This is a genomic window from Streptomyces sp. NPDC005955 (assembly GCF_042871255.1).
In the GTDB taxonomy this organism is placed as follows: Bacteria; Actinomycetota; Actinomycetes; order Streptomycetales; family Streptomycetaceae; genus Streptomyces.
Window position 1 is genome coordinate 522739 of sequence record NZ_JBIAIF010000003.1, and the last position, 23479, is coordinate 546217.

At 71.9% G+C, this 23479-nt stretch carries 19 protein-coding genes and 1 tRNA gene; 11 read left to right on the forward strand and 9 right to left on the reverse strand.

All coding sequences use genetic code 11. The features are described 5' to 3' along the window. The first annotated feature begins 38 nt into the window (after positions 1 to 38). Together ACFYOU_RS10795 and ACFYOU_RS10800 are read left to right on the forward strand one after the other, a co-directional pair. On the forward strand, positions 39 to 902 hold the full coding sequence (locus tag ACFYOU_RS10795) for a TrmH family RNA methyltransferase (RefSeq protein ID WP_389761414.1): 864 nt from the start codon (positions 39 to 41) through the stop codon (positions 900 to 902). A gap of 82 nt (positions 903 to 984) precedes the next feature. Next, the gene (locus tag ACFYOU_RS10800; protein ID WP_391304750.1) at positions 985 to 1386 is read left to right on the forward strand and encodes a hypothetical protein; all 402 of its coding nucleotides are present in this window, start codon (positions 985 to 987) and stop codon (positions 1384 to 1386) included. A gap of 457 nt (positions 1387 to 1843) precedes the next feature. Here ACFYOU_RS10800 and ACFYOU_RS10805 read toward each other — a convergent pair whose 3' ends face one another. Beyond that, positions 1844 to 2629 (reverse strand): ankyrin repeat domain-containing protein, encoded by a 786-nt coding sequence (locus ACFYOU_RS10805; protein ID WP_391304752.1) that lies wholly within the window; start codon positions 2627 to 2629, stop codon positions 1844 to 1846. A gap of 67 nt (positions 2630 to 2696) precedes the next feature. Further along, entirely contained in the window at positions 2697 to 3584 is an 888-nt protein-coding gene (locus ACFYOU_RS10810) for a hypothetical protein (protein WP_391304754.1), read from the reverse strand. A 248-nt stretch (positions 3585 to 3832) separates the two neighbouring features. On the opposite strand from ACFYOU_RS10810, the gene ACFYOU_RS10815 reads away from it, so the two are divergent. Beyond that, positions 3833 to 4612 carry a trypsin-like serine protease gene (locus tag ACFYOU_RS10815; protein ID WP_391304977.1) on the forward strand — a complete coding sequence of 260 codons (780 nt, stop codon included), beginning with the start codon at positions 3833 to 3835 and terminating at the stop codon, positions 4610 to 4612. 126 nt (positions 4613 to 4738) lie between these two features. Here ACFYOU_RS10815 and ACFYOU_RS10820 read toward each other — a convergent pair whose 3' ends face one another. After that, positions 4739 to 6508: a beta-galactosidase gene (locus tag ACFYOU_RS10820; protein WP_391304978.1), complete on the reverse strand. Its 1770-nt coding sequence runs from the start codon at positions 6506 to 6508 to the stop codon at positions 4739 to 4741. A gap of 176 nt (positions 6509 to 6684) precedes the next feature. Here ACFYOU_RS10820 and ACFYOU_RS10825 point away from each other — a divergent pair, with 176 nt between their 5' ends. From ACFYOU_RS10825 to pyk, 7 genes are all read left to right on the forward strand, one after another. Continuing rightward, positions 6685 to 7578: a helix-turn-helix domain-containing protein gene (locus ACFYOU_RS10825; RefSeq protein WP_389761402.1), complete on the forward strand. Its 894-nt coding sequence runs from the start codon at positions 6685 to 6687 to the stop codon at positions 7576 to 7578. A 6-nt stretch (positions 7579 to 7584) separates the two neighbouring features. Beyond that, positions 7585 to 7941: a chorismate mutase gene (locus tag ACFYOU_RS10830; protein ID WP_385485470.1), complete on the forward strand. Its 357-nt coding sequence runs from the start codon at positions 7585 to 7587 to the stop codon at positions 7939 to 7941. A 303-nt stretch (positions 7942 to 8244) separates the two neighbouring features. Further along, positions 8245 to 10740 (forward strand): aminopeptidase N, encoded by a 2496-nt coding sequence (gene pepN / locus ACFYOU_RS10835; protein ID WP_391304756.1) that lies wholly within the window; start codon positions 8245 to 8247, stop codon positions 10738 to 10740. Between the two features lie 177 nt (positions 10741 to 10917). Next, positions 10918 to 12315 (forward strand): aminotransferase class V-fold PLP-dependent enzyme, encoded by a 1398-nt coding sequence (locus tag ACFYOU_RS10840; RefSeq protein ID WP_391304758.1) that lies wholly within the window; start codon positions 10918 to 10920, stop codon positions 12313 to 12315. Next, positions 12312 to 13760 (forward strand): SidA/IucD/PvdA family monooxygenase, encoded by a 1449-nt coding sequence (locus ACFYOU_RS10845; protein WP_391304760.1) that lies wholly within the window; start codon positions 12312 to 12314, stop codon positions 13758 to 13760. Before ACFYOU_RS10840 ends, ACFYOU_RS10845 begins: the two co-directional genes overlap by 4 nt. A 128-nt stretch (positions 13761 to 13888) precedes the next feature. Beyond that, positions 13889 to 14617 carry an SIMPL domain-containing protein gene (locus ACFYOU_RS10850; protein ID WP_389761392.1) on the forward strand — a complete coding sequence of 243 codons (729 nt, stop codon included), beginning with the start codon at positions 13889 to 13891 and terminating at the stop codon, positions 14615 to 14617. A 199-nt stretch (positions 14618 to 14816) separates the two neighbouring features. Further along, on the forward strand, positions 14817 to 16247 hold the full coding sequence (pyk, locus tag ACFYOU_RS10855; RefSeq protein WP_385485460.1) for a pyruvate kinase: 1431 nt from the start codon (positions 14817 to 14819) through the stop codon (positions 16245 to 16247). A gap of 150 nt (positions 16248 to 16397) precedes the next feature. Here pyk and ACFYOU_RS10860 read toward each other — a convergent pair. Further along, positions 16398 to 16480, reverse strand: a tRNA-Leu gene (locus tag ACFYOU_RS10860). A gap of 94 nt (positions 16481 to 16574) precedes the next feature. Between ACFYOU_RS10860 and ACFYOU_RS10865 the strand changes: the two genes are divergently transcribed. Further along, a complete protein-coding gene (locus tag ACFYOU_RS10865; protein ID WP_387006165.1) occupies positions 16575 to 17234 on the forward strand; it encodes an ANTAR domain-containing response regulator in 660 nt (219 codons plus the stop codon). A 74-nt stretch (positions 17235 to 17308) separates the two neighbouring features. On the opposite strand, the gene ACFYOU_RS10870 is transcribed toward ACFYOU_RS10865, so the two are convergent. The 5 genes from ACFYOU_RS10870 to ACFYOU_RS10890 form a co-directional block, all read right to left on the reverse strand. Continuing rightward, complete coding sequence (locus ACFYOU_RS10870) at positions 17309 to 18025, reverse strand: ABC transporter ATP-binding protein (RefSeq protein ID WP_385485456.1); 717 nt, start codon at positions 18023 to 18025, stop codon at positions 17309 to 17311. Next, positions 18022 to 18999, reverse strand: coding sequence for an ATP-binding cassette domain-containing protein (locus ACFYOU_RS10875; RefSeq protein WP_391304980.1), 978 nt, complete (start codon positions 18997 to 18999; stop codon positions 18022 to 18024). Before ACFYOU_RS10875 ends, ACFYOU_RS10870 begins: the two co-directional genes overlap by 4 nt. A 5-nt stretch (positions 19000 to 19004) precedes the next feature. Further along, positions 19005 to 20801, reverse strand: a complete 1797-nt coding sequence (locus tag ACFYOU_RS10880) for a branched-chain amino acid ABC transporter permease (RefSeq protein WP_391304982.1) — start codon at positions 20799 to 20801, stop codon at positions 19005 to 19007. Between the two features lie 5 nt (positions 20802 to 20806). Next, on the reverse strand, positions 20807 to 21739 hold the full coding sequence (locus ACFYOU_RS10885) for a branched-chain amino acid ABC transporter permease (RefSeq protein ID WP_389761389.1): 933 nt from the start codon (positions 21737 to 21739) through the stop codon (positions 20807 to 20809). Between the two features lie 135 nt (positions 21740 to 21874). Next, a complete protein-coding gene (locus ACFYOU_RS10890; RefSeq protein ID WP_389761654.1) occupies positions 21875 to 23098 on the reverse strand; it encodes a branched-chain amino acid ABC transporter substrate-binding protein in 1224 nt (407 codons plus the stop codon). Positions 23099 to 23479: the final 381 nt, after the last annotated feature.

Sequence of the window (23479 nt, forward strand, 5' to 3'; positions counted from 1 at the left end):
GGTTCTGCCCGGGGCGCGCGGGGTGGGAGAGTGGAGGGATGAGTCAGCAGCACCGTGCGCCGCGCCGAGGCGGTCCGCCGCTTAGGGTGACCACCCGCAACGCCAGGTTCCAGCAGTGGCAGGCCCTCCTGGGCAACCGCACCAAGCGCCAGCGCGCGGGGGAGTTCCTGGTGCAGGGGGTCCGGCCCCTCACCCTCGCCCTGGACCACGACTGGCCGCTGCGCGAGGTGCTGTACGCCGGGGACCGCAGCCCCTCCCGCTGGGCGCGCGACTTCCTCGACCGGGTCCCCGCCGAGACCTCCCGGATCGCCGTCGCCTCGGAGCTCCTGCACGAACTCGGCGGCAAGGAGGACACGGTCCCCGAGCTGCTGGGCGTGGCGGCGATGCCGGAGGACCGGCTCGACCGGATGTCCCCGGGCCCCGACTTCCTGGGCGTGGCCTTCGACCGCCCCATCACCCCGGGCAACATCGGCACCCTCGTCCGCTCGGCCGACGCCTTCGGCGCCCACGGGGTCATCGTCTCCGGCCACGCCGCCGACATCTACGATCCCAAGTCGCTGCGCGCGAGCACCGGCTCCCTCTTCGCGGTCCCGGTGGTCCGGGTGCCCTCCCCGCAGTCCGTCGCGGACTGGGCGACGGGGCTCCGTGCGCGGGGGGTGCCGCTGCGGATCGTCGGCACCGACGAGCGGGGGACGGCCGGGCTCACCCGGACGGATCTGACGGGCCCGGTGCTCGTGGTGATCGGCAACGAGACCTCGGGGATGAGCGGCGCCTGGCGCGAACTGTGCGACGAGACGGTCAGCATCCCGATCGGCGGGGCCGCCAGCTCCCTCAACGCGGCGGCGGCGGCGACCGTCCTGCTCTACGAGACGGCGCGGCAGCGGGGCTTCCCCTCCCACTGACCTGTTGACCGCCGCACGCTGATACAAAACTGTGAACTGAATTCACGGGCATTTATGTCGTGCGGGGTGTCAAGATGTCTCCATGGCAGGTCACAGGAAGCACACGCAGTTGCCGCGGGTCCTCGGGACGCTCGCCGGGGTCTCCCTCGCGGTCGGAGTCCTCCCCGGAATCTCCGTCGCCCCCTTCGAATCCGGGGGCGTCGCCCTGGTCGTCACGGTCTCGATCTTCATCATCGTCAACCAGCTGATCTACGCTTACCCGAACGAGATACGGACCGCCCCCGCCGGGGTGGTGCTCCTCCTCGCGGGGTTCGGCTTCGTCCAGGACACGCTCATCTGGCTACTGGTCTCGTACGCGGCGGACCGGTCGATCGGCGGGCACACGGTGGACGGGTTCCTGACCGCGTTGCTCGGTGGGCTCCTGGTCCGCGGAGTCACCCTGGCGGTCCTGTACCTGGCCCCGCCCCGCCCCACCGAGCCCTGACCCCTCCGGTGCGTTCACCTGGCGGTGCGCTGTCCTGCGCGGGTGCGCGGTGCGATTTGCGCAGTTCCCCGCGCCCCTTGGGTGCGTCCGCCTGGGCGTGCGTTGTCCGGCTCGGTGCGCTGGCCGCTTTGCGCAGTTCCCCGCGCCCCTATTCGGTGCGTTCCGCTGGGGGTGCGCTGTCTTGTGCGGGCCTGTCGGGGGTCCGGTTGTGGCTGCGGACGACGGCGTCGAGAAGCGCCCGAGATCCAGGGGCGCGGGGAACGGCGCAAAGCCACCACGCACCCGCACCGAGCAGCGCACGTCGAACGGAACGCACCGAAGGGGGCGCGGGGAACGGCGCGGGCAACCGCAATGCACCCTGCCGGACAGCGCACGCGCAGGTGGGCGTACCCAAGGGGCGCGGGGAACGGCGCGAGCAACCACCACGCACCCGCACGGGACAGCGCACCGGAAGGGCTCAGGCGGACGCGCCGGGTCGCACGGCCTCCAGGAGCCGTACGACCTCCGCGTGGCCCGCGTCCCGGGAGTCACCGGAACGCGCCGCACCGTCCGACCCGAGCAGCCATACCTCAACACGTTCCGTGCCATCAGCACCGAGCGTCCGCCGCACCGAGAAGGCCGCCCCCGGCGCAGAGTGCGCGGCCCGCAGCCTCGCCGTCAACTCCGCCTCGACGTCCAGGGCGGACCAGCGCCGCGCCGTCGCCAGGGCCTGCGCGCGCCCGGCCACGGCACCCCGCCCGAGCAGCGCCCGCACGATCGCGGGAGAGCCGCGGTCGGCCGCCGCGCACAGCGGGGATTCCTCGCCGGCCCCGGGCAGATCGGGGTCGGCCCCCGCATCGAGCAGCGCTTCCACCACCTCGACGTGCCCGCCGCGCACCGCCCAGGCCAGGGGAGTGAGGTCGAACTCCTCCCGGGCGTCCGGCCGGGCCCCCGCGGCCAGGAGCTCCCGCACCACCGCGAGGTGGCCCCAGACCGCCGCCGCGCACAGCGGCAGCCCCTCCGTGCCGCTCGGCCGATCGGGTGCCGCCCCCGCCGCCAGCAACAGGCGGACGAGGTCGGCGGCGCCCTGGACGGCGGCGGCGTACAGCGGTGTCAGCCCGTCCTCGTCCGGGCCGTCCGGGTCGAGCCCGCGCTCCAACAGCACGGTGAGTTCCCGCGCGGCGGCCTCGGGGTCCCCGAGGCTCAGCAGTACGGCGTCGTGGAGCGGTGCGCCGGGTGCGGTCCGGTCGCCGGGAGAGTCCATGACGGCACCCTGACCGAGGGCGCGGCCCCGGCACAAGGCGATTTCCGCGGGCGGGCGCCCCCGCGGGTCAGGTGTCGCAGTCCAACACCGTCCGGCACAGTGCGCAGCGCACCCGGACCGGTCCGCGCACCGGGACCCTGATCCGCTGGTGGCAGGTGGGGCAGGCGAACCGCACCCGTAGGGGTGAACGGCCCTCGAAGCAGTACCGGTCGTCGGAGGCCGGCGCCGCCCCGCGGTCCCGGGCGCTGCGGCGGTCCCGTGCGTACCGGCGGCGCCCCGCCCAGCCCGCCGCAGCCAACGGCGGTCGCCTCGCGTCCGACCGGGCCCGGGCCAGCCCCCGTGCGTACGCCTCGTACGCCTGCGGGCTGGTGAACCACGGCGACGGGTCCTCGTCGAACAGCAGCGCCCGTTTGGCGAGCACGTACCCGTACTCCTCGGGGGTCAGGTACCCGAGCTTCTGCGAGGAGACGGCGTCCTCCCGGTAGGCGTCGAGGAGCAGCCACCCCGCGCCCAGGTACGCGGCGGTGGTGTCGGTCAGGATCTCGTTGTCCCCGGTGTCGGGGAACGACAGGTCGAGCCGGTGCAGGTACACGTGCGCCACTTCGTGGGCGAGGGCCGCGCCGATGTCCCGCCGGTGGGTGCGGAACCGGTCGTTCAGCTCGATGAAGTACTCCGGCCCCGGGGTGAGTTCCACGTGCGCCGCATGGGTCATCTCCCGGAAGCTGACGATCATCCGGGCGTGCGGCAGGCGGTAGTGCCGCACCATCTCGCGGGCCACCCGCTGCGCGCCGAGGTGCAGGTCGTCGAGGTCGTCGAAGGCCACGTCGGCCGGGGTGACGCTGGTGCCGAAGGCGTCGACGGTGTCGCGGGACAGTCGTCGGTACAGGGCGGTGATCGCTGACCGCACCGTCTCCAGGTGGGGGAATCCGTGTTCGATCGTTCCGCCGTTCGCCACGTCCGAACCCCCTGAAGGCGCTGAACCGATTTCCACTGTAGGTGGGTTCACGCCGCCCGCGTGTGGCCGGTGTCCGGAATCGGGCCCTTGCCGCGGACCGCGGGCGATCTCCATAATCCAGAAACGCTTGGCGGGTCCATGTCATGTTCAGGGTCGGGGTGGTACGTGTCGACCGGCGCGCACCGCACCGAGCCCGCACCACGCCCGTCCGGCGGCCACCCTCCCCCACGAAGGGACGCACCTTGAAGATCCTGAAGAAGTTCGCCGGCGTCAGACGGCTCATAGCCGCCGGTGCGGTCCTCCTCGCCGCCGTCTCGCTCCAGCCCCTGAGCACCGCGCAGGCCGCCCCCTCGCCCGTCGTCGGCGGCACCCGGGCGGCCCAGGGCGAGTTCCCGTTCATGGTCCGGCTCTCCATGGGCTGCGGCGGCACCCTCTACACCCAGCAGATCGTCCTCACCGCGGCGCACTGCGTCAGCGGCTCGGGGCCGAACACCTCCATCACCGCGACCGCCGGGGTCGTCGACCTCCGCAGCCCCAGCGCCATCACGGTGCGCTCCACCTACGTGCTGCAGGCCCCCGGCTACAACGGCACCGGCAAGGACTGGGCCCTCATCAAGCTCGCCCAGCCCATCAACCTGCCCACCCTGAACATCGCCACCACCACCGCCTACAACACCGGGACCTTCACTGTCGCCGGATGGGGCGCAGCGCGCGAGGGCGGAGCCCAACAGCGGTACCTGCTGAAGGCGAACGTCCCGTACGTCAGCGACGCCGTCTGCCAGCAGGCGTACGGGTCCTCCCTGGTGCCCGGCGAGGAACTGTGCGCCGGCAACGTCCAGAACGGCGGGGTGGACACCTGTCAGGGCGACTCCGGCGGACCCATGTTCCGCCGGGACGCCGCCGGGGCCTGGATCCAGGTCGGCATCGTGAGCTGGGGACAGGGCTGCGCACGGCCCGGCTACCCCGGGGTGTACACCGAGGTGTCCACCTTCGCCGCACAGATCGCCTCCGCGGCCAGCACCCTGTAAGCGTCCGACCGGCAGGGCCGAAGCACGCGGCCCCCGGTGCTCCGTCCCCCCCCCCCCCCCCCCGCACGGGCCTGCGCGCGGCCCTCGTGGGGACGCCGGAGCACCGGGGGCCGTGGCGCCCGCCGCTCAGGGGGGAGTGAGGGCGGGCGCGGCGCCGGGCGCCTCGCACTCCAACAGCCACAGCTCGTTGACGCCCTCGCGGAGCAACGGCCCCGGGACGTACCACCGCTGCTGCGGGCCCACCGACCAGTAGCGCCCCACGTTGACGCCGTTGACCCAGGCGAAACCCCGACCCCAGCCGGGCAGCTCCAGCACCGCGTCCCCCACCGGCCCCCGCACCTCGAAGCCGCCCCGGTACAACCCCCGGCCGTCGTCGCCCGGCTCCGCGCCGCCCGGTCCGTCCACCGGCTCCAGTGCGCGCACCCGCTCCGCGTCGTCGAACGCGTCGAGCCGCAGCGCCCGCGCCCGCACCCCGTGCAGGTACTGCCGCTCGTGCAGGACGCCGCCCGTCAGCCCCTTCGCCTCCCCGAGCCGCGGCCCGTAGTTCACCCGGCCCAGCGACTCCACCCACAGCTCCAGCCGGGCCGGCCCCGCGACCGGCACCGGGAGCACCGCCTCCTGTTCGGTGAGCGTCCCCGCCCACACCCCGTCCACGTGGACCCGGGCGAGGTCCCGCAACCCCCGCACCCGCACCTCGTACGGCTGCCGGGGCCCCGGCACCTCCAGCGCGTACCGCACCAGCCCCCGGTCCACCCCCAGCTCCTCGAACGTCGGCGGCACCCCGTGCGTCGACTCCGGGTCGCCGAGCCCCTCCAGCACCGTCACCAACGGCACCCGCTCCAACGGCCCCGCCGTCACCGGCGCGCCCAGCACCGGGGGCGCCGGCGGAACCGGGGGCAAGGGGCCGTCCGCGTACGCGGCGAGGACCTCCCGCATCAACCGGAACTTCTCCGTCACCCGGCCGAACTCGTCCACCGGGGCGTCGTAGTCGTACGAGGTGACGTCCGGCTCCAGCCGCCCGTCGTGGAGCTCCCCGGCGCGGTTCGCCCCCGCCCACCCCGCGAAGTTCGTCCCCCCGAACGCCATGTAGAGATTGACCGACGCACCGCACTCCAGGATCTCCCGCAGCGCCCCGGCGGCGTCCTGCGCGTCCCGCGCCACGTGCTCCGCGTCCCAGTGGTCGAACCAGCCGCACCAGAACTCCATGCACATCAGCGGCCCCGTCGCCCGGTGCCGCCGCAGCACGTCGAAGCCCTCCCGCGCCCGTGACCCGAAGTTCACCGTCGCCAGCACGCCCGGCACCGACCCCCCGGTCAGCATGTGGTCCTCGGGCCCGTCCGAGGTGAACAGCGGCACCCGCACCCCGAGGTCCACCAGCAGGTCCGCGAGCCCCCGCAGATACGCGGCGTCCGACCCGTACGAGCCGTACTCGTTCTCCACCTGCACCATGACCACCGGGCCCCCGTGGTCGATCTGCCGCTCCACGACCTGCGGCAGCAGCGCCCCGAACCAACGCCCCACGGCCACCAGGAACTCCGGGTCCCGGGTCCGCACCCGCGGGCCCAGCGGCCCCGTCACCCAGTGCGGCAACCCGCCGTTCTCCCACTCGGCGCAGATGTACGGCCCCGGCCGCACGATCGCCCACATGCCGGCCGCCCGCACCGCGTCCAGGAACCGCCCCACCTGCTCCACGTCCCGGTACGCGCCCGGCCGCGGCTCGTGCAGGTTCCACGGCACGTACGTCTCGACGCAGTTCAGACCGAGCGCCCGCAGCATCGCCAACCGGTGGCCCCACTGCTCCTCGTGCACCCGGAAGTAGTGCAGCGCCCCGGACAGCAGCCGCACCGGCCGCCCGTCCAACTCGAAGTCGTCCTCGCCCACCCTGAACTCGGCCATCACGTCCCTCTCGCTCACCGGCACCCACACGATCACCCCTGGCGGGCGGCCCGGTCCATGGACAAAGATCAAGGGTGATTGGACGCAAAGGGCTCCGCACCGTCCCCGCGGCACCGGCCGTGCCCCCGCGGTCCGGTCCACCGGCGCCGACGGGGACGACGAGCGAGGGATGACGGATGTATCACACCTGGATGCGGTACTTCACGCCGAGCCCGCTGCACCAGCGACTCGGACTCGTCTGCCTCGGCGTCGGGCTGCAACACGGCACCCTCCCCACCGTCGGACCCCGCACCCTCGACCACCACGTCGCCGTCGTCATCACCGCGGGACGGGGCTGGTACCGCAGCTCCGACGGCCGCCGCACCACCATCACCGCGCCCGCCCTGCTCTGGCTCACCCCCGGCGTCCCCCACCACTACGGACCCGACCCCGGCACCGGCTGGGACGAGAGCTTCGTCGACTTCTCCGGCCCGGCCACCGCCACCTACACCGAACTTGGCTACATCGAACCCGAACGGCCCGTCGTCGCGCTCGCCGACCCCTCCGGGCCCCGCGCCGCCGTCGGCCGCATCGCCCGCGCGGCCCGCCGCGGCAACCCCCTCCTCGAAGTGGAGACCGGGGCCGCCGTCCACGAACTCCTCGTCGCCCTGCGCCGCGCCCGCGCCGGCGCGGCCCCCGACGGCGACCCCGTCCTCCAGGCCCTGGCCCGGGACGCCTGCCAGCCGCTGTCCGTCGCCGAGCACGCCGCCCGCCACGGCATGACCCCCGCGGAACTGCGCACCGCCGTCCGCCGCGCCGCCGGGTGCAGCCCCAAGGACTACCTCCTCGGCATCCGGCTCGGCCGCGCCAAGGAACTGCTCGCCGCCACGGAACTCCCCGTCGCCTCCATCGCCCGCCGCGTCGGCTACGACGACCCCGCGTACTTCTCCCGGCTCTTCACCCGCCGGGTGGGCACGGCCCCCGTGCGCTTCCGGGAGCAACAGGGCCGTGCGGTGCCCGGCGGCTGGTCCACCACCGTCCCCGACCCCGACGACCCCCCGACCCTCCGCCCCGCCCGCCCCGTAGGGTGATCCACCATGACCTCCAGCGACACCGAAACCGACCGCGGCGAGCGCCCCGACGTCACCGAACCGGCCGTCCGGGCCGAACTCGCCCGCCTCCGCGACAGCATCGACAACATCGACGCCGCCGTCGTCCACATGCTCGCGGAACGCTTCAAGTGCACCCAGCAGGTGGGCCTGCTCAAGGCCGTCCACCACCTGCCGCCGGCCGACCCCGCACGAGAGTCCGCGCAGATCAGCCGCCTGCGCAGCCTCGCCGAGAACGCCAAGCTCGACCCCGCCTTCGCGGAGAAGCTCCTCAACTTCATCATCGCCGAAGTGATCCGCCACCACGAACAGATCGCGGACGAATCCGTGACCGGCGGCAGCTGAACCCCGGCCCCACCCACGGCACGGCCCCACCCACGGCACGGCACCGCGCACCCTCCGCGCCACCGCGCACCCTCCGCACCACGGCGGCTCCCGGCGGACGGCCACCCCGCGCCCGCTCCGGCCGCCCCACCCAGGGCCGCACGAGCACCCGCCCCGCCCGCCCGACCGGCGCCCCCGGAGCGGGAGGTCGCGCCCCCGCGCCCCCCGATGCGCCCCGGGAGCCACGAGAACAACAGGCACAAGTGCCCCAGAACGCTCGGGAGCGGACACCGCCTCTGTGCCCGGCGCCCCGCATCGTGCAGCATGAGCAGCATGTCCGTACTGACGCGCGACGAAGCGCACAACCGAGCCAAGCTCCTCGACGTCCAGCACTACACCGTCGACCTGGACCTCACAACCGGCGACGACACCTTCGCCTCCCGCACGGTCATCCGCTTCGTCTCCCGCGCGGACGCGGACACCTTCGTCGAGCTGAAGCCCGCCGTGCTCCACTCCGTCACCCTCGACGGCACCGCACTCGACCCCGCCGCCCTCGACGACAACCGGCTGCCCCTCACCCTCACCGAGGGCGCCCACGAACTCACCCTCACCGCGACGATGCGCTACAGCCGCACCGGCGAGGGCATGCACCGCTTCACCGACCCCACCGACGGCGAGACGTACGTCTACAGCCAGCTCTTCCTCGACGACGTGCAACGCGTCTACGCCGCCTTCGACCAGCCCGACCTCAAGGCCGTCTTCGACCTCACCGTCACCGCCCCCACCGACTGGACGGTGCTCGCCAACTCCGTCACCACCGACCACGGCGACGGCCGCTGGACCGCCGCCACCACCCCCCGCATCTCCACGTACCTCCTCGCCGTCGCCGCCGGCCCCTGGCACAGCGTCCGCACCGAACACCGCGGCCTCCCCTTCGGCATCCACTGCCGCCGCTCGCTGGGCGCCTACCTCGACACCGACGCCGACGAGATCCTCGACACGACCAAGGCCCTCTTCGACCGCTACCACGAGAAGTTCGAGGAGCCCTACCCCTTCGACTCGTACGACCAGGCGTTCGTCCCCGAGTTCAACGCCGGAGCCATGGAGAACCCCGGCCTCGTCACCTTCCGCGACGAGTTCGTCTACCGCTCCGCCGTCACCGACACCGAACGCCAGACCCGGGCCATGGTCATCGCCCACGAAATGGCCCACATGTGGTTCGGCGACCTCGTCACCCTCAAGTGGTGGGACGACATCTGGCTGAACGAGTCCTTCGCCGAGTACATGGGCTACCAGACCCTCACCGAGTGCACCCGCTTCACCGGCACCTGGGTCGACTTCGGGGTCGCCCGCAAGGCGTGGGGCTACGACGCCGACCAGCGCCCCACCACCCACCCCGTCGCCCCGGACGCCGTGGACGACACGGCCTCCGCCCTGCTCAACTTCGACGGCATCTCCTACGCCAAGGGCGCCTCCGCGCTGCGCCAACTCGTCGCCTGGCTCGGCGAGAAGGACTTCCTCACCGGCATCAACACCCACTTCGCCCGCCACAAGTTCGGCAACGCCACCCTCGCCGACTTCATCGACTCCGTCGCCAGCGCCACCGAACGCGACGTGCCCGCCTGGGCCGACGCCTGGCTGCGCACCACCGGAGTCGACACCCTCACCGCCACCGTCGCCGCCAGACCCGGCACCTGGGCCCTCACCGTCGACCGCGAGGGCACCCGCCCCCACCGCGTCACCGTCGGCGTCTACGACCGCGACCTCAACGACGCCGGCGCCCTCGTCCTGCGCGAACGCCTCGACGTCGACGTGCCCCGCACCGGGGACACCGCCCCCCGCACCGGGGTGCGCCCCGCCCTGGTCCTGCCCAACGACCAGGACCACACCTACGCCAAGGTCCGCCTCGACGCGCACTCCGAGGAAACCGCGCTGCGCACCCTCTCCGGCGTCCCCGACCCGCTCGCCCGCGCCGTGCTGTGGAACACCCTGCGCGACATGGTCCGCGACGGCGACCTCGCACCCGGCGCCTACCTCGCCACCGCCGCCGCCCACCTCCCGGCCGAGACCGACCTCGCCCTCGTCCAGGGCGTCCTCACCTTCACCGCCACCCACATCGCCGACCGCTACCTCACCCCCGCCCAGCGCCCCGAAGCGCTGACCGCCCTCACCGGGATCTGCCGCTCGCTGATCCGCCGCACCGAGGACGGCGAGAACCCCGGACTGCGACTGATCGCCGTCCGCCACTACATCTCCGCGGCGGCCCACCCCGACACCATCGAGGACTGGCTCGCCGACGGCACCGTCCCCGGCGGCCCCGAACTCGACCCCGAACTGCGCTGGCGCATCCTCGGCCGCCTCGCCGTCCTCGGCGCCACCGACCAGGCCGCCATCGACGCCGAACTCGCCCGCGACCCCAGCGCCAGCGGACAGGAGGGCGCCGCCCGCTGCCGCGCCGCCCTCCCCGACCCCGAGGCCAAGCGCGCCGCCTGGGACGCCCTCTTCCACTCCGACGACCAGCTCTCCAACTACCTCTTCACCGCCACCGCACAGGGCTTCTGGCAGCCCGAGCAGGCCGAGCTCGTCGCCGACTACGTGCCCCGGTACTTCAGCGACGCCATCGCGGTCTCCGCCCGCCGCGGCCCCGCCATCGCCACCGCCGTCGGCCACCACGGCTTCCCCGCGCACGCCGTCGCCCCCGACACCCTCGCCCTCGGCCGGGCCGCCCTGGACGACCCCGCCACCACCCCCGCCCTCCACCGGCGGCTCGCCGACCAACTCGACGACCTCGCCCGGGCCCTGCGCGTGCGCGGCACCTGACCACCCCCCGCGGCCCCGCCCCGGCGCGGCCGCCCCCACCCCACGGCGGGTGGACGGGCCACCCGCCCGTCCACCCGCCGTAACTCTTTCGGGTTCCCTTCCTGTGGATCTACGCGACCGTCCCAACCAGGCCGCCAGGCTGGGCATTTCGCGCCCCAGCACCCGAAAGGCACCACCATGAGCGCGCAGCCGCCACTCGCCGGGGGAACCCACGGACCCACCCACCTCAGACCCCTCGTCGCCACCGTGCTCCGCGCCCTCGGCACCGGCGCCGCCACCCGCGGCGGACCCCTCCCGGCCGGCGGACCCGCCGCCGTCACCCACCGCGTCCGGGCCACCGCCGCACCCGCGCTCCCCGAGCACGGCACCGGAGCCGAAGAAGCCCTGCACACCCTCGTCCGGATGCTCACCGAAGGCGCCGCCGACCCCGCCGACCCCCTGTGCGCCGCCCATCTGCACTGCCCCCCGCTGGCCGTCGCCACCGCCGCCGACCTCGCCGCCAGCGCCCTCAACCCCTCCCTCGACTCCTGGGACCAGGCCCCCGCCGCCTCCGCCCTCGAAGCCCTCGTCACCACCGAACTCGCCGCCCTCGTCTACCGCGACGCCCCCACCCCCGGGCCCGCCACCGAACCCCCCACGGCCCTCGTCACCACCGGCGGCACCGAGTCCAACCAACTCGCCCTGCTCCTCGCCCGGGAACTCCACGGCCGCACCACCCTCGTCTGCGGCGCCAACGCCCACCACTCACTGCGCCGCGCCGCCTGGCTCCTCGGCCTGCCCGAACCCCACGTCATCCCCACCCCCACCGGCACCCTCCACCCCGAGGACCTGCACACCGCGCTCAGCCGCGTCCCCGGGCCCGCCCTCGTCGCCGCCACCGCCGGAACCACCGACGCCGGACTCATCGACCCCCTCCCCGACCTCGCCCGGCTCGCCGCCCGGCACGGCGCCCGCCTCCACCTCGACGCCGCGTACGGGGGCGGACTCCTCTTCAGCGACACCCACCGCCACCTCCTCACCGGCATCCACCACGCCCACACCGTCACCCTCGACGCCCACAAACTCGGCTGGCAGCCCGTCGCCACCGGACTCCTCGCCGTCCGCGCCCCCCGCGACCTCGCCCACCTCACCACCCGAGCCGACTACCTCAACGCCGACGACGACACCGAAGCCGGCCTCCCCGACCTCCTCACCCGCTCGCTGCGCACCACCCGCCGCCCCGACGTCCTCAAACTCGCCGTCACCCTCCGCGCCCTCGGCCGCCACGGCCTCGGCGCCCTCGTCGACCAGGTCTGCGCCCACGCCCACGCCCTCGCCGACCTCATCACCCGCCGCCCCCGCCTGGAACTGCACGCCGCCCCCACCATCAGCACCGTGCTCTTCCGCCCCCGGGACGCCGACGACCACCACCTCGCCGCCCTGCGCCGCCGCCTCCTCCACGACGGGGACGCCGTCCTCGGCCGCGCCCGCGCGGACGGCCGCCTCTGGCTCAAGGCCACCGTCCTCAACCCCCACACCAGCCCCCACGACCTCACCACCCTCCTCGACCTGGTGGAAGGACACCCCCGACGATGACTCCCACCCCGCCGCCCGCAGCGCCCTTGGTGACTCCCGCGCCCCGCCGCGACCCCGGCACCCCCCGCGACCTCATCGGCGTCGGCATCGGCCCCTTCAACCTCTCCCTGGCCGCCCTCGCCCACCCCCTCACCACCCTCGACACCGCCTTCTACGACCCCCACCCCGCCTTCCACTGGCACCCCGGACTCCTCATCGACGGCGCCACCCTCCAAGTCCCCTTCCTCGCCGACCTGGTCACCCTCGCCGACCCCGCCAGCCCCTGGACCTTCCTCAACTACCTCCGCGCCCACGACCGCCTCTACCCCTTCTACTTCTCCGAGCGCTTCCACATCCCGCGCACCGAGTACGACGCCTACTGCCGCTGGGTGAGCGACCGCCTCCCCACCCTCCACTTCGGCCATCACGTCGACACCATCCGCTGGAACCCCGAACGCGCGCTCTTCGAGGTGGAGTTCACCCGGACCGGACCGGACGGCGAGCCCGGGCCCACCGGTCGTGCCCTGGCCAAGAACATCGCCCTCGGCATCGGCACCGCCCCCCACGTCCCCGACCCCCTGCGCCCCCTCGCCGCCGACCCCACCGTCCCCGTCCACCACTCCGCGGACTACCTCACCCACCGCGCCCGCCTCCTCGCCGCCGACCACGTCACCGTCATCGGCTCCGGCCAGTCCGGCGCGGAGGTCTTCCTCGACCTGCTGCGCCACCGGCCCCCCGGACGCGAACGCCTCCACTGGCTGGCCCGCACCGAGGCGTTCGCCCCCATGGAGTACTCCAAACTCGGCCTCGAACACTTCACCCCGGACTACACCCACTACTTCCACGACCTCGCCGAGCCCGTCCGGGACACCCTCGTCCCCCGACAGTGGCAGCTCCACAAGGGCATCGACACCGAGACCATCAGCGCCATCCACGAGGAGCTGTACCGGCGCACCCTGCACGGCGGCTGGCCCGACGCCGTCCTCACCCCGGGCGTCACCGTCCGCACCGCGGGACGCGTCGCCACCACCCGGGTCGAACTCCACCTGGAACACGCCCAGCAGAGCACCCGCAGCCGCCTCACCACCGATGCCGTCGTCCTCGCCACCGGTTACCGGGAACGCCCCCTGACCCCCCTGCTCGCCGAACTCACCCCCCATCTGCGCCACGACGCCTCCGGACGGCTCCGCGTCGACCGGCACCAACGCCTCGTCCTCGCCCCCTCCCTGGGCGCCACCGGCCGCCACCTCTACGTCCAGAACGCGGAACGCCACACCCACGGCGTCGGCACCCCGGACCTGGGGCTCGCCGCCTGGCGCAGCGCCACCATCCTCAACTCCGTGACCGGCAAGAACCCCTACCCACTGCCGGCCCGCACCGCCTTCACCACCTTCGGGCTCAGCCGACCCGCACCCGTCGGCCCCGTCGGGGAACTGACGCTCACCCCGCTCAAGGAAGCCCGCTGACCGCCGCCCGCTGACCACCCCGCTGACCCGCCCCCACCCCCTAGGGCCACCGCCACCGGACCCCGTCGCACCCCGCTCGCCTCCGACGCCCGCGCCCGCCGGTCCCGTCCCCGTGCCACAGTGGCCCCATGACCACCCCTCAGCACCCCGCCGAGTCCACCGCGCTGCCCTACGGCACCCCGGACACCCCCCGGCTCGCCGTCCGCGGGGAGGCCCACCTCGAAGCCGCCCCCGAGATCGCCCGCATCACCGTCACCCTCACCGCCCGCGACACCGACCGCACCCGGCTGTTGACCAACCTCACCCGTCGCAACACCGCCACCCTCGACCTGATCCGCGCCCAGGGGGACGCCGTCGAGCACCTGGAGACCGGCACCCTCACCCTCACCCCGCACCTCACCAAGCGCGGCCGGGCCGACCACGTGCGGCACTACCAGGGACACATCCACCTCACCGCGGAGCTCGGCGACTTCGACGTGCTCGGCGAACTCACCACCCGGCTCGCCGACCAGGACCTCACCCGGGTCGAGGGCCCCTGGTGGGACCTGCGCCCCACCTCGCCCCTGCACCGCGAGGTCCGTCGGCGCGCCGTCCACGACGCCGTCACGCGGGCCCGGGAGTACGCCGAGGCCCTCGGCACCACCGTCGCCCATCTGGTCGAAATCGCCGACATCGGCGCCGACGCGCCGGCCGGCGCCGACTGGAGGCCCACGGCGGCCGGCGGCTTCAGGAGCGCGGCGTTCGCCGGCGGCGCCGTCAAGGGCGCCGACGTCCCGCCGCTCGACCTCGAACCCCAGCGCCAGTACGTCAACGCCGCCGTGCACGCCCGTTTCACCCTCGTCCCGCCGCGCCTGTGACCCGGCCCGCCCGGCTTTTCCCGAGTGGCTACGCGCGGCTACCCAACGTGCCCGAATAGCCGCACCCCGGCGCTGGTAAATGCTCATCAGAGCACCCCTGTGCACAATTCAACAGTTGTTAAAACCCTTTCATGCAAAGGATGTTGGGCAGTCACCTCATACCAATTTCCTACCCGCCAGTAAGCTCTACTCTCGAACCATGCGCCGAGCAAAAATCGTCTGTACCCTGGGCCCCGCCGTCGACTCGTACGACCAGATCAAGTCACTGGTCGAAGCCGGAATGGACGTAGCCCGCTTCAACCTCAGCCACGGCTCCTACGCCGACCACGAGGAGCGCTACCACCGCGTCCGCAAGGCGTCCGACGAGACCGGCCGCAGCGTCGGCGCCCTCGCCGACCTTCAAGGCCCGAAGATCCGGCTCGGTCGCTTCACCGAAGGTCCCGTACTCCTTGAACGCGGGGACACGTTCACCATCACCGTCGAGGACGGCGTCCAGGGCGACCGCCACACCTGCGGGACCACGTACGACGGCCTCGCCGCCGACGTGACCGCGGGCGAACGCATCCTCGTGGACGACGGCAAGGTCACCCTCGAAGTCGTCGCCGTGGACGGCCCCCGGGTGCGCACCACCGTCATCGAGGGCGGCATGGTCTCCGACCACAAGGGCCTGAACCTCCCCGGTGTCGCGGTCTCCGTCCCCGCGCTCTCCACCAAGGACCAGGACGACCTCCGCTGGGCGTTGCGCACCGGGTTCGACGTCATCGCCCTTTCCTTCGTGCGGAGCGGACAGGACATCAGGGACGTCCACCGCATCATGCGGGAAGAGGGGCGATTCGTCCCGGTCATCGCCAAGGTCGAAAAGCCCCAGGCCGTCGAGAACATCGAGGGCATCGTCGCCGCATTCGACGGCATCATGGTGGCCCGGGGTGACCTCGGGGTCGAAATGCCCCTGGAGCAGGTTCCGCTCGTGCAAAAGCGGGCCGTCAAACTCGCCAGGCGCAATGCCAAGCCCGTCATCGTCGCCACCCAGATGCTCGACTCGATGATCGAGAACTCCCGTCCGACCCGCGCGGAGGCGTCCGACGTCGCCAACGCCGTCATCGACGGCACCGACGCCGTCATGCTCTCCGGCGAGACGAGCGTGGGGAAGTACCCCGTCGAAACCGTGCGGACCATGGCGCGCATCGTCGAGGCGGCCGAGGAGGACCTCCTCGCCAAGGGCCTGCCGCCCCTCGACGAGGCCAACAAGCCCCGTACGCAGGGCGGAGCGGTGGCCAGGGCCGCCGCCGAGATGGGTGACTTCCTCGGCGCCAAGTTCCTGGTCGCCTTCACCCAGTCCGGTGACACCGTCAAGCGGCTGTCCCGCTACCGCTCGCCGATCCCCCTGCTCGCCTTCACGCCCGACCCGGCCACCCGCTCCCAGCTCAACCTCACCTGGGGCGTCGAGACCTTCCTGGGCCCGCACGTCGACTCCACCGACGCGATGGTCGAGCAGGTCGACGAGCAACTGCTGAAGATCGGTCGCTGCAAGAAGGGCGACACGGTGGTGATCACCGCCGGCTCCCCGCCCGGGGTCTCCGGCTCCACCAACCTGGTCCGGATCCACCACATCGGGGACAACCCGTCCTGACGGACCGCCGCGGGCGCGCGGCCACCGAGGCCCGCCGGGAGCACGCACGACTTTCCCGGCGGGCACGGCGTGGCCACCCTGCGTGAGCACGGCTGCTTCGGGTAGAAAAAAAGCGGAGGTTCACACCGAGGTGAACTTCCGCTTCAAGCGTGCCGGGTGCGGGATTCGAACCCGCACGTCCTTTCGGACAGATGTGTTTGAGACATCAGCGTCTGCCATTCCGCCAACCCGGCAGGGCACCCGAGCAGCATACCGGGTCGGCGCCCGTGTCCGCTGCTGGGTAGGCTGCATTGCCACGACAGACAGGCCCGCCACGAGGAGCCCCAGGTGACCGCCCCCGAGCCGCCCCAGCCCGTAGAAGACGACGACAAGTCCCACGTGCCTCCCCTGACGACCCGCGTCGTCATCGCCGAGGACGAGGCGCTCATCCGCCTCGACCTCAAAGAGATGCTGGAGGAAGAGGGCTACAGCGTGGTCGGCGAGGCGGGCGACGGCGAGCGGGCCGTCGAGCTGGCCCGGGAACTCCGTCCGGACCTGGTGATCCTGGACGTGAAGATGCCGAAGCTGGACGGGATCTCCGCCGCCGAGCGCATCGCGGAGGACTCGATCGCCCCGGTCCTGATGCTGACCGCGTTCTCCCAGCGGGACCTGGTGGAGCGGGCGCGCGACGCGGGCGCGATGGCGTACCTGGTGAAGCCGTTCAGCAAGAGCGACGTCGTGCCGGCGATCGAGATGGCGGTCTCGCGCTTCACCGAGCTGCGCACCCTGGAGCAGGAGATCGCGGACCTGACCCAGCGCCTGGAGACGCGGAAGCTGGTGGACCGGGCCAAGTCGGTGCTCCAGACCGAGTACGGCCTGTCGGAGCCCGCCGCGTTCCGCTGGATCCAGAAGACGTCGATGGACCGCCGGCTGTCGATGCGGGAGGTCGCGGAGGCCGTGATCGAGGACGGCAAGGAGCGCCGGGCCGCCAAGGACCAGCAGCAGTAGGCACGCGCACCGCGGTACGGGGCCCGCTGCCCGGAGAGGGGATCTCCGGGCAGCGGGCCTCGTCGTGTGCGGGTTCAGTCCTCGCCGAGGTACGCCTTGCGGACCGACTCGTCGTGGAGGAGGTCGGGCCCTGCGCCGGACAGGACGATCTTGCCGATCTCCATCACGTGCCCCTGGTCGGCGAGGGAGAGCGCGGCCTGGGCGTTCTGTTCGACGAGCAGGATGGTGGTGCCCTGGGCCTTGAGCTCGGCGATGGTGGCCATGATCTTCTGCATCATGATCGGGGAGAGGCCCATGGACGGCTCGTCGAGCATGAGCAGTTTGGGGCGGGACATCAGGGCGCGGCCCATGGCGAGCATCTGCTGCTCGCCGCCGGAGAGCGTGCCGGCGGCTTGTCTGCGGCGTTCGCCGAGGATGGGGAAGAGGTCGTAGGCGCGCTGGACGTCCTGCTGGATGCCCTCGGTGTCCTTGCGGAGGAAGGCGCCGAGTTGGAGGTTCTCCTCGATGGTGAGCCGGGGGAAGATGTGGCGGCCTTCGGGGGAGTGGGCGAGCCCGAGGGCGACGATCTTGTGCGCGGGGGTGGCGCCGAGCGGGGTGCCGGCGAAGGTGATGCTGCCGCTGAGCGGTTTGAGGAGGCCGGAGATGGTGCGCAGGGTGGTGGTCTTCCCCGCTCCGTTGGTGCCGATGAGGGTGACGACCTGTCCCGCGTCCACGGTGAAGGAGATGCCCTTGACGGCTTCGATCTTGCCGTAGGCGACCCTGAGGTCCTTGACTTCCAGGAGCGCGGTCACGGGGTGTCCCCTTCCGGGCGGGTGGCGCGGGTGCCTTCGTGCGGGCCGCCGGACGGGGCGTCGGACGGGCCGCTGGAGGGGGCGTCGCGCGGGGTGTCGGATTCCGTGGCACCACCGGTCGGGTCGGCGTGGGCGGCGGCCTCGGCGGCGACGACCTCGGCGAGGGCGGAGTCCTCGGGCGCCCCGTCGAAGGGGGTGCCGAGGTAGGCGGCGATCACGCGTTCGTCGCTCTGGACCACGCTGCTGGTGCCTTCCACCAGCTTCTCGCCCTGGACGAGGCAGGCGACCCGGTCGCAGAGGTTGAAGATGAAGCGCATGTCGTGCTCGATGACGAGGACGGCGATGCCCTGGTCCCGGATGGCGAAGACGAGCTCTTCGGTGGTGCGGGTCTCCTGGGGGTTCATGCCCGCGGTGGGCTCGTCGAGGAGGAGGAGTCCGGGGTCGCTGGCGAGGGCCCGGGCGATCTCCAGTTTGCGCTGCTCGCCGTAGGGGAGGTTGCGCGCGAGGTGGTCGCGTTTGCGGGCGAGCCCGATGAAGTCGAGGAGTTCCATCGCGCGTTCCTCGGACTCGCGTTCGGCCTTCTTGAACCCGGGGCCGCGCAGGAGCGCGGACCAGAGCCCTTCCTTGGTGCGGGTGTGCCGTCCGACGAGCACGTTCTCCAGGACGGTCATGTTGGCGAAGAGCCGGATGTTCTGGAAGGTGCGGGCGATGCCGGCCTGGGTGACGAGGTGGGGTTTGGGCGGCAGGACGGTGCCCCGGTAGGCGACGGTGCCTTCGGTGGGGACGTAGAGGCCGGTGAGGCAGTTGAAGAAGGTCGTCTTCCCGGCGCCGTTGGGGCCGATGAGCCCGACGATCTCTCCGGAGTTGACGGTGAAGTCCACGGACCGTACGGCGGTGAGGCCGCCGAAGCGCATGGTGACGCCGGTGGCTTCGAGGAGGGTGGTGCCGGCGGCGGTGGTGGTGTCGGTGCTCATGGTGGTCACGCCCCCGCCTTGGTGGTGTGCGCGCCGGGGCCCGGTTCGAGCCCTCGATCGGGGACGTCGAGTTGCCCGGTCTCGTGGAATTCGAGTTGCTGACGACGGTTGGCGATGATGCCTTCGGGGCGGAAGCGCATGAGGAGCACCAGGGCGATGCCGAAGGCGAGCAGGGACTTGTCCTGGAGGAAGACGAGCTTCTCCGGCAGCAGGTAGAGGAGCGCGGCGCCGAGCAGGGGCCCGCTGACGGTGCCCATGCCGCCCAGGACGACGGCGGCGAGGAGGAACGCGGAGTTGGGCGGGGTGGACCCGGCGAACTGGTAGGGGTTCGGGACCACGCTGTAGGTGACGTGCGCGCTGACGGTGCCGGCGAGCCCGGCGAGCGCGGCGCCGAGGGCGAAGGCGATGAGCTTGACGCGGAAGCCGTTGATGCCCATGGCGGTGGCGGCGGTCTCGTCCTCGCGGATGGCGACCCAGGCCCGGCCGATGCGGGAGTCGGCGGCCCGGTTGTAGACGAGGACCACGATGGCCATGATCACGACCATCAGCAGGTAGTAGTTGGCGAACCGGCCGAGGGTGATGCCGGCGATCTGGTGGCTCTCGCCGAAGTCGAAGCCGAACATCGTGAGGTCGGGGATGGCGGGGATGCCGTTGGGGCCGTTGGTGATGTCGGGGCCGGACTCGCCGTCGAGGTTGTTGACCGCGATGCGGAAGATCTCGCCGAAGCCCAGGGTGACGATGGCGAGGTAGTCGCCGCGCAGGCGCAGGGTGGGCGCGCCGATCAGGACGCCGAAGATCAACGAGGCGGCGGCGCCGGTGAGGGCGGCGGCCCAGAAGGGGAACTGCACCCCGGAGAAGCGGGAGAACTCGGAGCCGGAGACCAGGGCGGCGGCGTAGGCGCCGACACCGAGGAAGGCCACGTACCCGAGGTCGAGGAGTCCGGCGAGGCCGACGACGATGTTGAGGCCGAGGGCGACGGTGCCGAAGATGAGGATGTTGACGCCGATGTTGGCGTAGTGGTCGTTGGTCTGGGTGAACGGGAAGACGATGGCCGCGGCGAAGCCCATGGCCAGGGTGAAGGCGCGGTTGTCGGCGGTGAGCCGGGAGAGCCGGTCGACGATCCCGGCGGTGCTGAGCGCCCAGATGCCGAAGACGACCACGATCAGGTAGCCGATGAAGGTCTCGCCCTCTTCGGAGGGGGTGTCCACCCCGAAGGTGAAGACGCCCAGTCCGGCGAAGGCGACCAGGGTGATCACGGCCCGCTGGGCCCAGGGCGCGAGGGCGGAGGCTGCGGGTATCCGGTCGGGCTTCGTGAACAGCGGACGCAGCGCGGCGGTCCGTCCCCCGCCGGTGTCGGTGGGCGGGGGTGCCTGCTGGGGGAGGGCCAGGGCGCCGACCAGGGGCAGCGCGGCGGCCACGGCGGCGACGTACGCACCCGGTTCGAGGTTCGCCAGGCCGCCGAGGGTGACGGCGATCGCGATGACGGTGAACCAGGTGGTGGCGAAGAGGCCGAGTGCGGTGAGGGCGAGGGGGGCGTCGCCGCCGCCCGGGTTCAGCCGGCGCACGCCGGGCACGCCGGCGGAGGCCAGTGCGTAGAGGGTGGTGAGGACGCCGGCTATGAGGGTCATCCACTGGAGGCCGCCGGGGTACCCGTAGACGGTCAGGTCTCCGGGGAAGCTGCTGGTCCAGGTCCAGGCGAGGAAGGGGGAGGCGATGCTCGCCGGGCCGCCGGCGAGGATCAGGGCACGGGCCGCGGGGGTCGGCAGGGGCAGCAGGGCGGTGGTGCGCGGGGTGGTCGTCATGGTGATCACGCCCTGTCCGCGACGCGCTCGCCGAGCAGGCCCTGGGGCCGGAACAGCAGGACGAGGATGAGGAGGCAGAAGGCCCAGACGTTGGCCCAACTGGAGCCGCCGAGCTGTTCCATGCCGGGGACGCCGTCGATGTAGGCGCTGGCGAGGGTTTCGGCGACGCCGAGGACCACGCCGCCGAGCATGGCGCCGTAGATGTTGCCGATGCCGCCGAGCACGGCCGCGGTGAACGCCTTGAGACCCATGATGAAGCCCATGCGGTACTCGACGTGACCGTACTTGAAGCCGTAGGCGACGGCGGCGACCGCGGCGAAGAACCCGCCGATGGCGAAGGCGATCACGATGATGCGGTTGGTGTCGATGCCCATGAGCTGCGCGGTGTCGGGGTCCTGCGCGGTGGCCTGCATGGCGCGTCCGGTGCGACTGCGCCGGACGAAGAGGGCGAGGGAGGTCATGCAGACGGCGGCGATGCTGATCAGGAAGACGTCGGCGTTGGTGATGGTGAGGGTGCCGATCTCGTAGCTGCCCCCGCCGAGTTCGGGGAAGACGCGGGGCTTGTCGGCGCGGGGGTAGAAGTTGCGGACGACTTCCTGGAGGGCCAGGGAGAGGCCGATGGCGGTGATGAGGGGGGCGAGCCGTGGCGCTCCGCGCAGGGGACGGTAGGCGAAGCGTTCGGCTCCCACGGCGAAGAGGACGGCGAAGAGTCCACCGCCGATGAGCATCAGCGGCAGGGCCGCCCAGATCGAGGTGCCGGCCGGCAGGACGTAGGCGTAGATGGTCAGCGCGCCGAAGCCGCCGATCATGAAGATCTCGCCGTGCGCGAAGTTGATCAGCTGGACGATGCCGTAGACCATCGTGTATCCGATGGCGATCAGCCCGTACATCGAGCCGAGGAGCAGCCCGTTGGCCAGCTGCTGCGGCAGAGTGTTCACCGCGTGGCCTCCATTGTCGCTGGGGGTGGGCAGGGCGGGGCCAGACGAGGGGCCGCGCGGTGGGGATCTGCCTGCCGCGCGGCCCTGGGCGGAACCGGTGCCGTCTGGTGGTGCGGGGGTCGTGGTGCGGGCGGGTCAGCCGTTGTAGGTACCGGTCTTGACGGCTTCCCACTTGCCGCCCTTGACCTGGTACACGGTCAGCTGCTTGTTGGTGGTGTCTCCGAACTCGTCGAAGGAGACCTTGCCGGCGATGCCTTCGAAGTTGCTCTTGCCGACCTCTTCGACGACCTTCTTGCGCAGGTCGTTCCCGGTGGGCAGCTTGTCGCCGTTGGCTTCCTTGACCGCCTTGACGGCGTTGATGATGGCGGTGGCGGCGTCGTAGGAGTAGCCGCCGTAGGTGCCGTAGTCGCCCTTGTAGCCCTTGGCCTTGTAGGTGTCGATGAACTGCTTGGCGGCGGGGAGGGTGTCGACGGGCACGCCGACGGAGGTCACGAGGTCGCCTTCGGAGGTGCCGCCGGCGGTCTCGATGTAGGTGGGGGTGAACATGCCGTCGCCGCCGAAGAGCGGGATCTTCGCCCCGGCCTCCTTCAGTTGCTTGGTGATGAGCTGGGACTCGTCGTACTGGCCGCCGTAGTAGACGAGGTCGGCCTTGGCGTCCTCGATCTTGGTGACGAGGGCGCCGAAGTCCTTGTCGCCGGTGTTGACGCTGTCGGTGCCGACGACGGTGCCGCCGAGCTTCTTGAACTGCTCGCGGAAGATCTTCGCCAGGCCGGCGCCGTAGGTCTGCTTGTCGTCGACGACGAAGACCTTCTTCTTCTTGAGCCCGTTGTACGCGTAGTCCGCGGCGAAGCCGCCCTGGAGGGCGTCGGTGGTGGCGGTGCGGAAGTACGTGGGGTAGCGGCGCTTCTTGTCGCCGCTCTGCCAGTCCTTGCCCTGGGTCAGCGCGGGGTCGGTGTTGGAGGGGCTGATCTGCACCAGGTTGGCGGAGGCGAACACCTGCTGCATGGTCTGGGCGACGCCCGAGTTGAGCGGGCCGACCACGCCCACGACCTGTTTGTCCGCCACGAGGGCCGAGGCGTTCTGCTGACCGGTGGCGGGCTGGGCCTTGTCGTCAAGTGCTTTGAGTACGAATTTCACGCCGGGGACGAGCTTCTTCTTGTTCGCGTCGTCAATGGCGATCTTGACGCCGTACTGGATGCCGAGCCCGGTGGCGGAATTCTCGCCGGAGAGGGGCGCGTCCACACCGATGGTGAGGGTGGTGTCGCCGCCTGAGTCGTCTCCGGAGCCCCCGTCGTCGCGTGATCCACAAGCGGTGAGGGTGAGCGCTCCGGTGGTGAGAACGGAGGTGAGTATCAGCAAAGAGCGCTGTCGCACAATCAGTCCTTTCCGCCGACAGGTCCGTCCCTGTTTGGGTCGGAACAATGCCGGGCTGGTACCGAACTCCCTATGGAGCGGTGACTGGCGGTGACTCTAAGCCTGAGCCCTGGCCCGGGGCAGTGGCGTGGGCGCGCTTGTGACTCTCTTGTTATGACGGGCCGGAATTTATGATTCCGCTCCTTGTCGGTCGGACGGCTTCGGCGCTTTCTCCATGTGGTCCACATTCTGAGAGTCCGCACTTCCGCTTGGTGGTGCGGCGGGCGCCGGAGAAGGGGTGTTTGATGATCGTTTTGACCACCCGGAAATGATCGATAATTTAGATGCCGCTAACATTGAGATGTTCGATGAGTATTGCTTCCGTGT

Coding starts and splice junctions, on each gene's coding strand:
- ACFYOU_RS10795 (WP_389761414.1), top strand. CDS start 39: ATGAGTCAGCAGCACCGTGCGCCGCGCCGAGGCGGTCCGCCGCTTAGG.
- ACFYOU_RS10800 (WP_391304750.1), top strand. CDS start 985: ATGGCAGGTCACAGGAAGCACACGCAGTTGCCGCGGGTCCTCGGGACG.
- ACFYOU_RS10805 (WP_391304752.1), bottom strand. CDS start 2,629: ATGGACTCTCCCGGCGACCGGACCGCACCCGGCGCACCGCTCCACGAC.
- ACFYOU_RS10820 (WP_391304978.1), bottom strand. CDS start 6,508: ATGGCCGAGTTCAGGGTGGGCGAGGACGACTTCGAGTTGGACGGGCGG.
- ACFYOU_RS10825 (WP_389761402.1), top strand. CDS start 6,685: ATGTATCACACCTGGATGCGGTACTTCACGCCGAGCCCGCTGCACCAG.
- ACFYOU_RS10830 (WP_385485470.1), top strand. CDS start 7,585: ATGACCTCCAGCGACACCGAAACCGACCGCGGCGAGCGCCCCGACGTC.
- pepN (WP_391304756.1), top strand. CDS start 8,245: ATGAGCAGCATGTCCGTACTGACGCGCGACGAAGCGCACAACCGAGCC.
- ACFYOU_RS10840 (WP_391304758.1), top strand. CDS start 10,918: ATGAGCGCGCAGCCGCCACTCGCCGGGGGAACCCACGGACCCACCCAC.
- ACFYOU_RS10845 (WP_391304760.1), top strand. CDS start 12,312: ATGACTCCCACCCCGCCGCCCGCAGCGCCCTTGGTGACTCCCGCGCCC.
- ACFYOU_RS10850 (WP_389761392.1), top strand. CDS start 13,889: ATGACCACCCCTCAGCACCCCGCCGAGTCCACCGCGCTGCCCTACGGC.
- pyk (WP_385485460.1), top strand. CDS start 14,817: ATGCGCCGAGCAAAAATCGTCTGTACCCTGGGCCCCGCCGTCGACTCG.
- ACFYOU_RS10875 (WP_391304980.1), bottom strand. CDS start 18,999: ATGAGCACCGACACCACCACCGCCGCCGGCACCACCCTCCTCGAAGCC.
- ACFYOU_RS10880 (WP_391304982.1), bottom strand. CDS start 20,801: ATGACGACCACCCCGCGCACCACCGCCCTGCTGCCCCTGCCGACCCCC.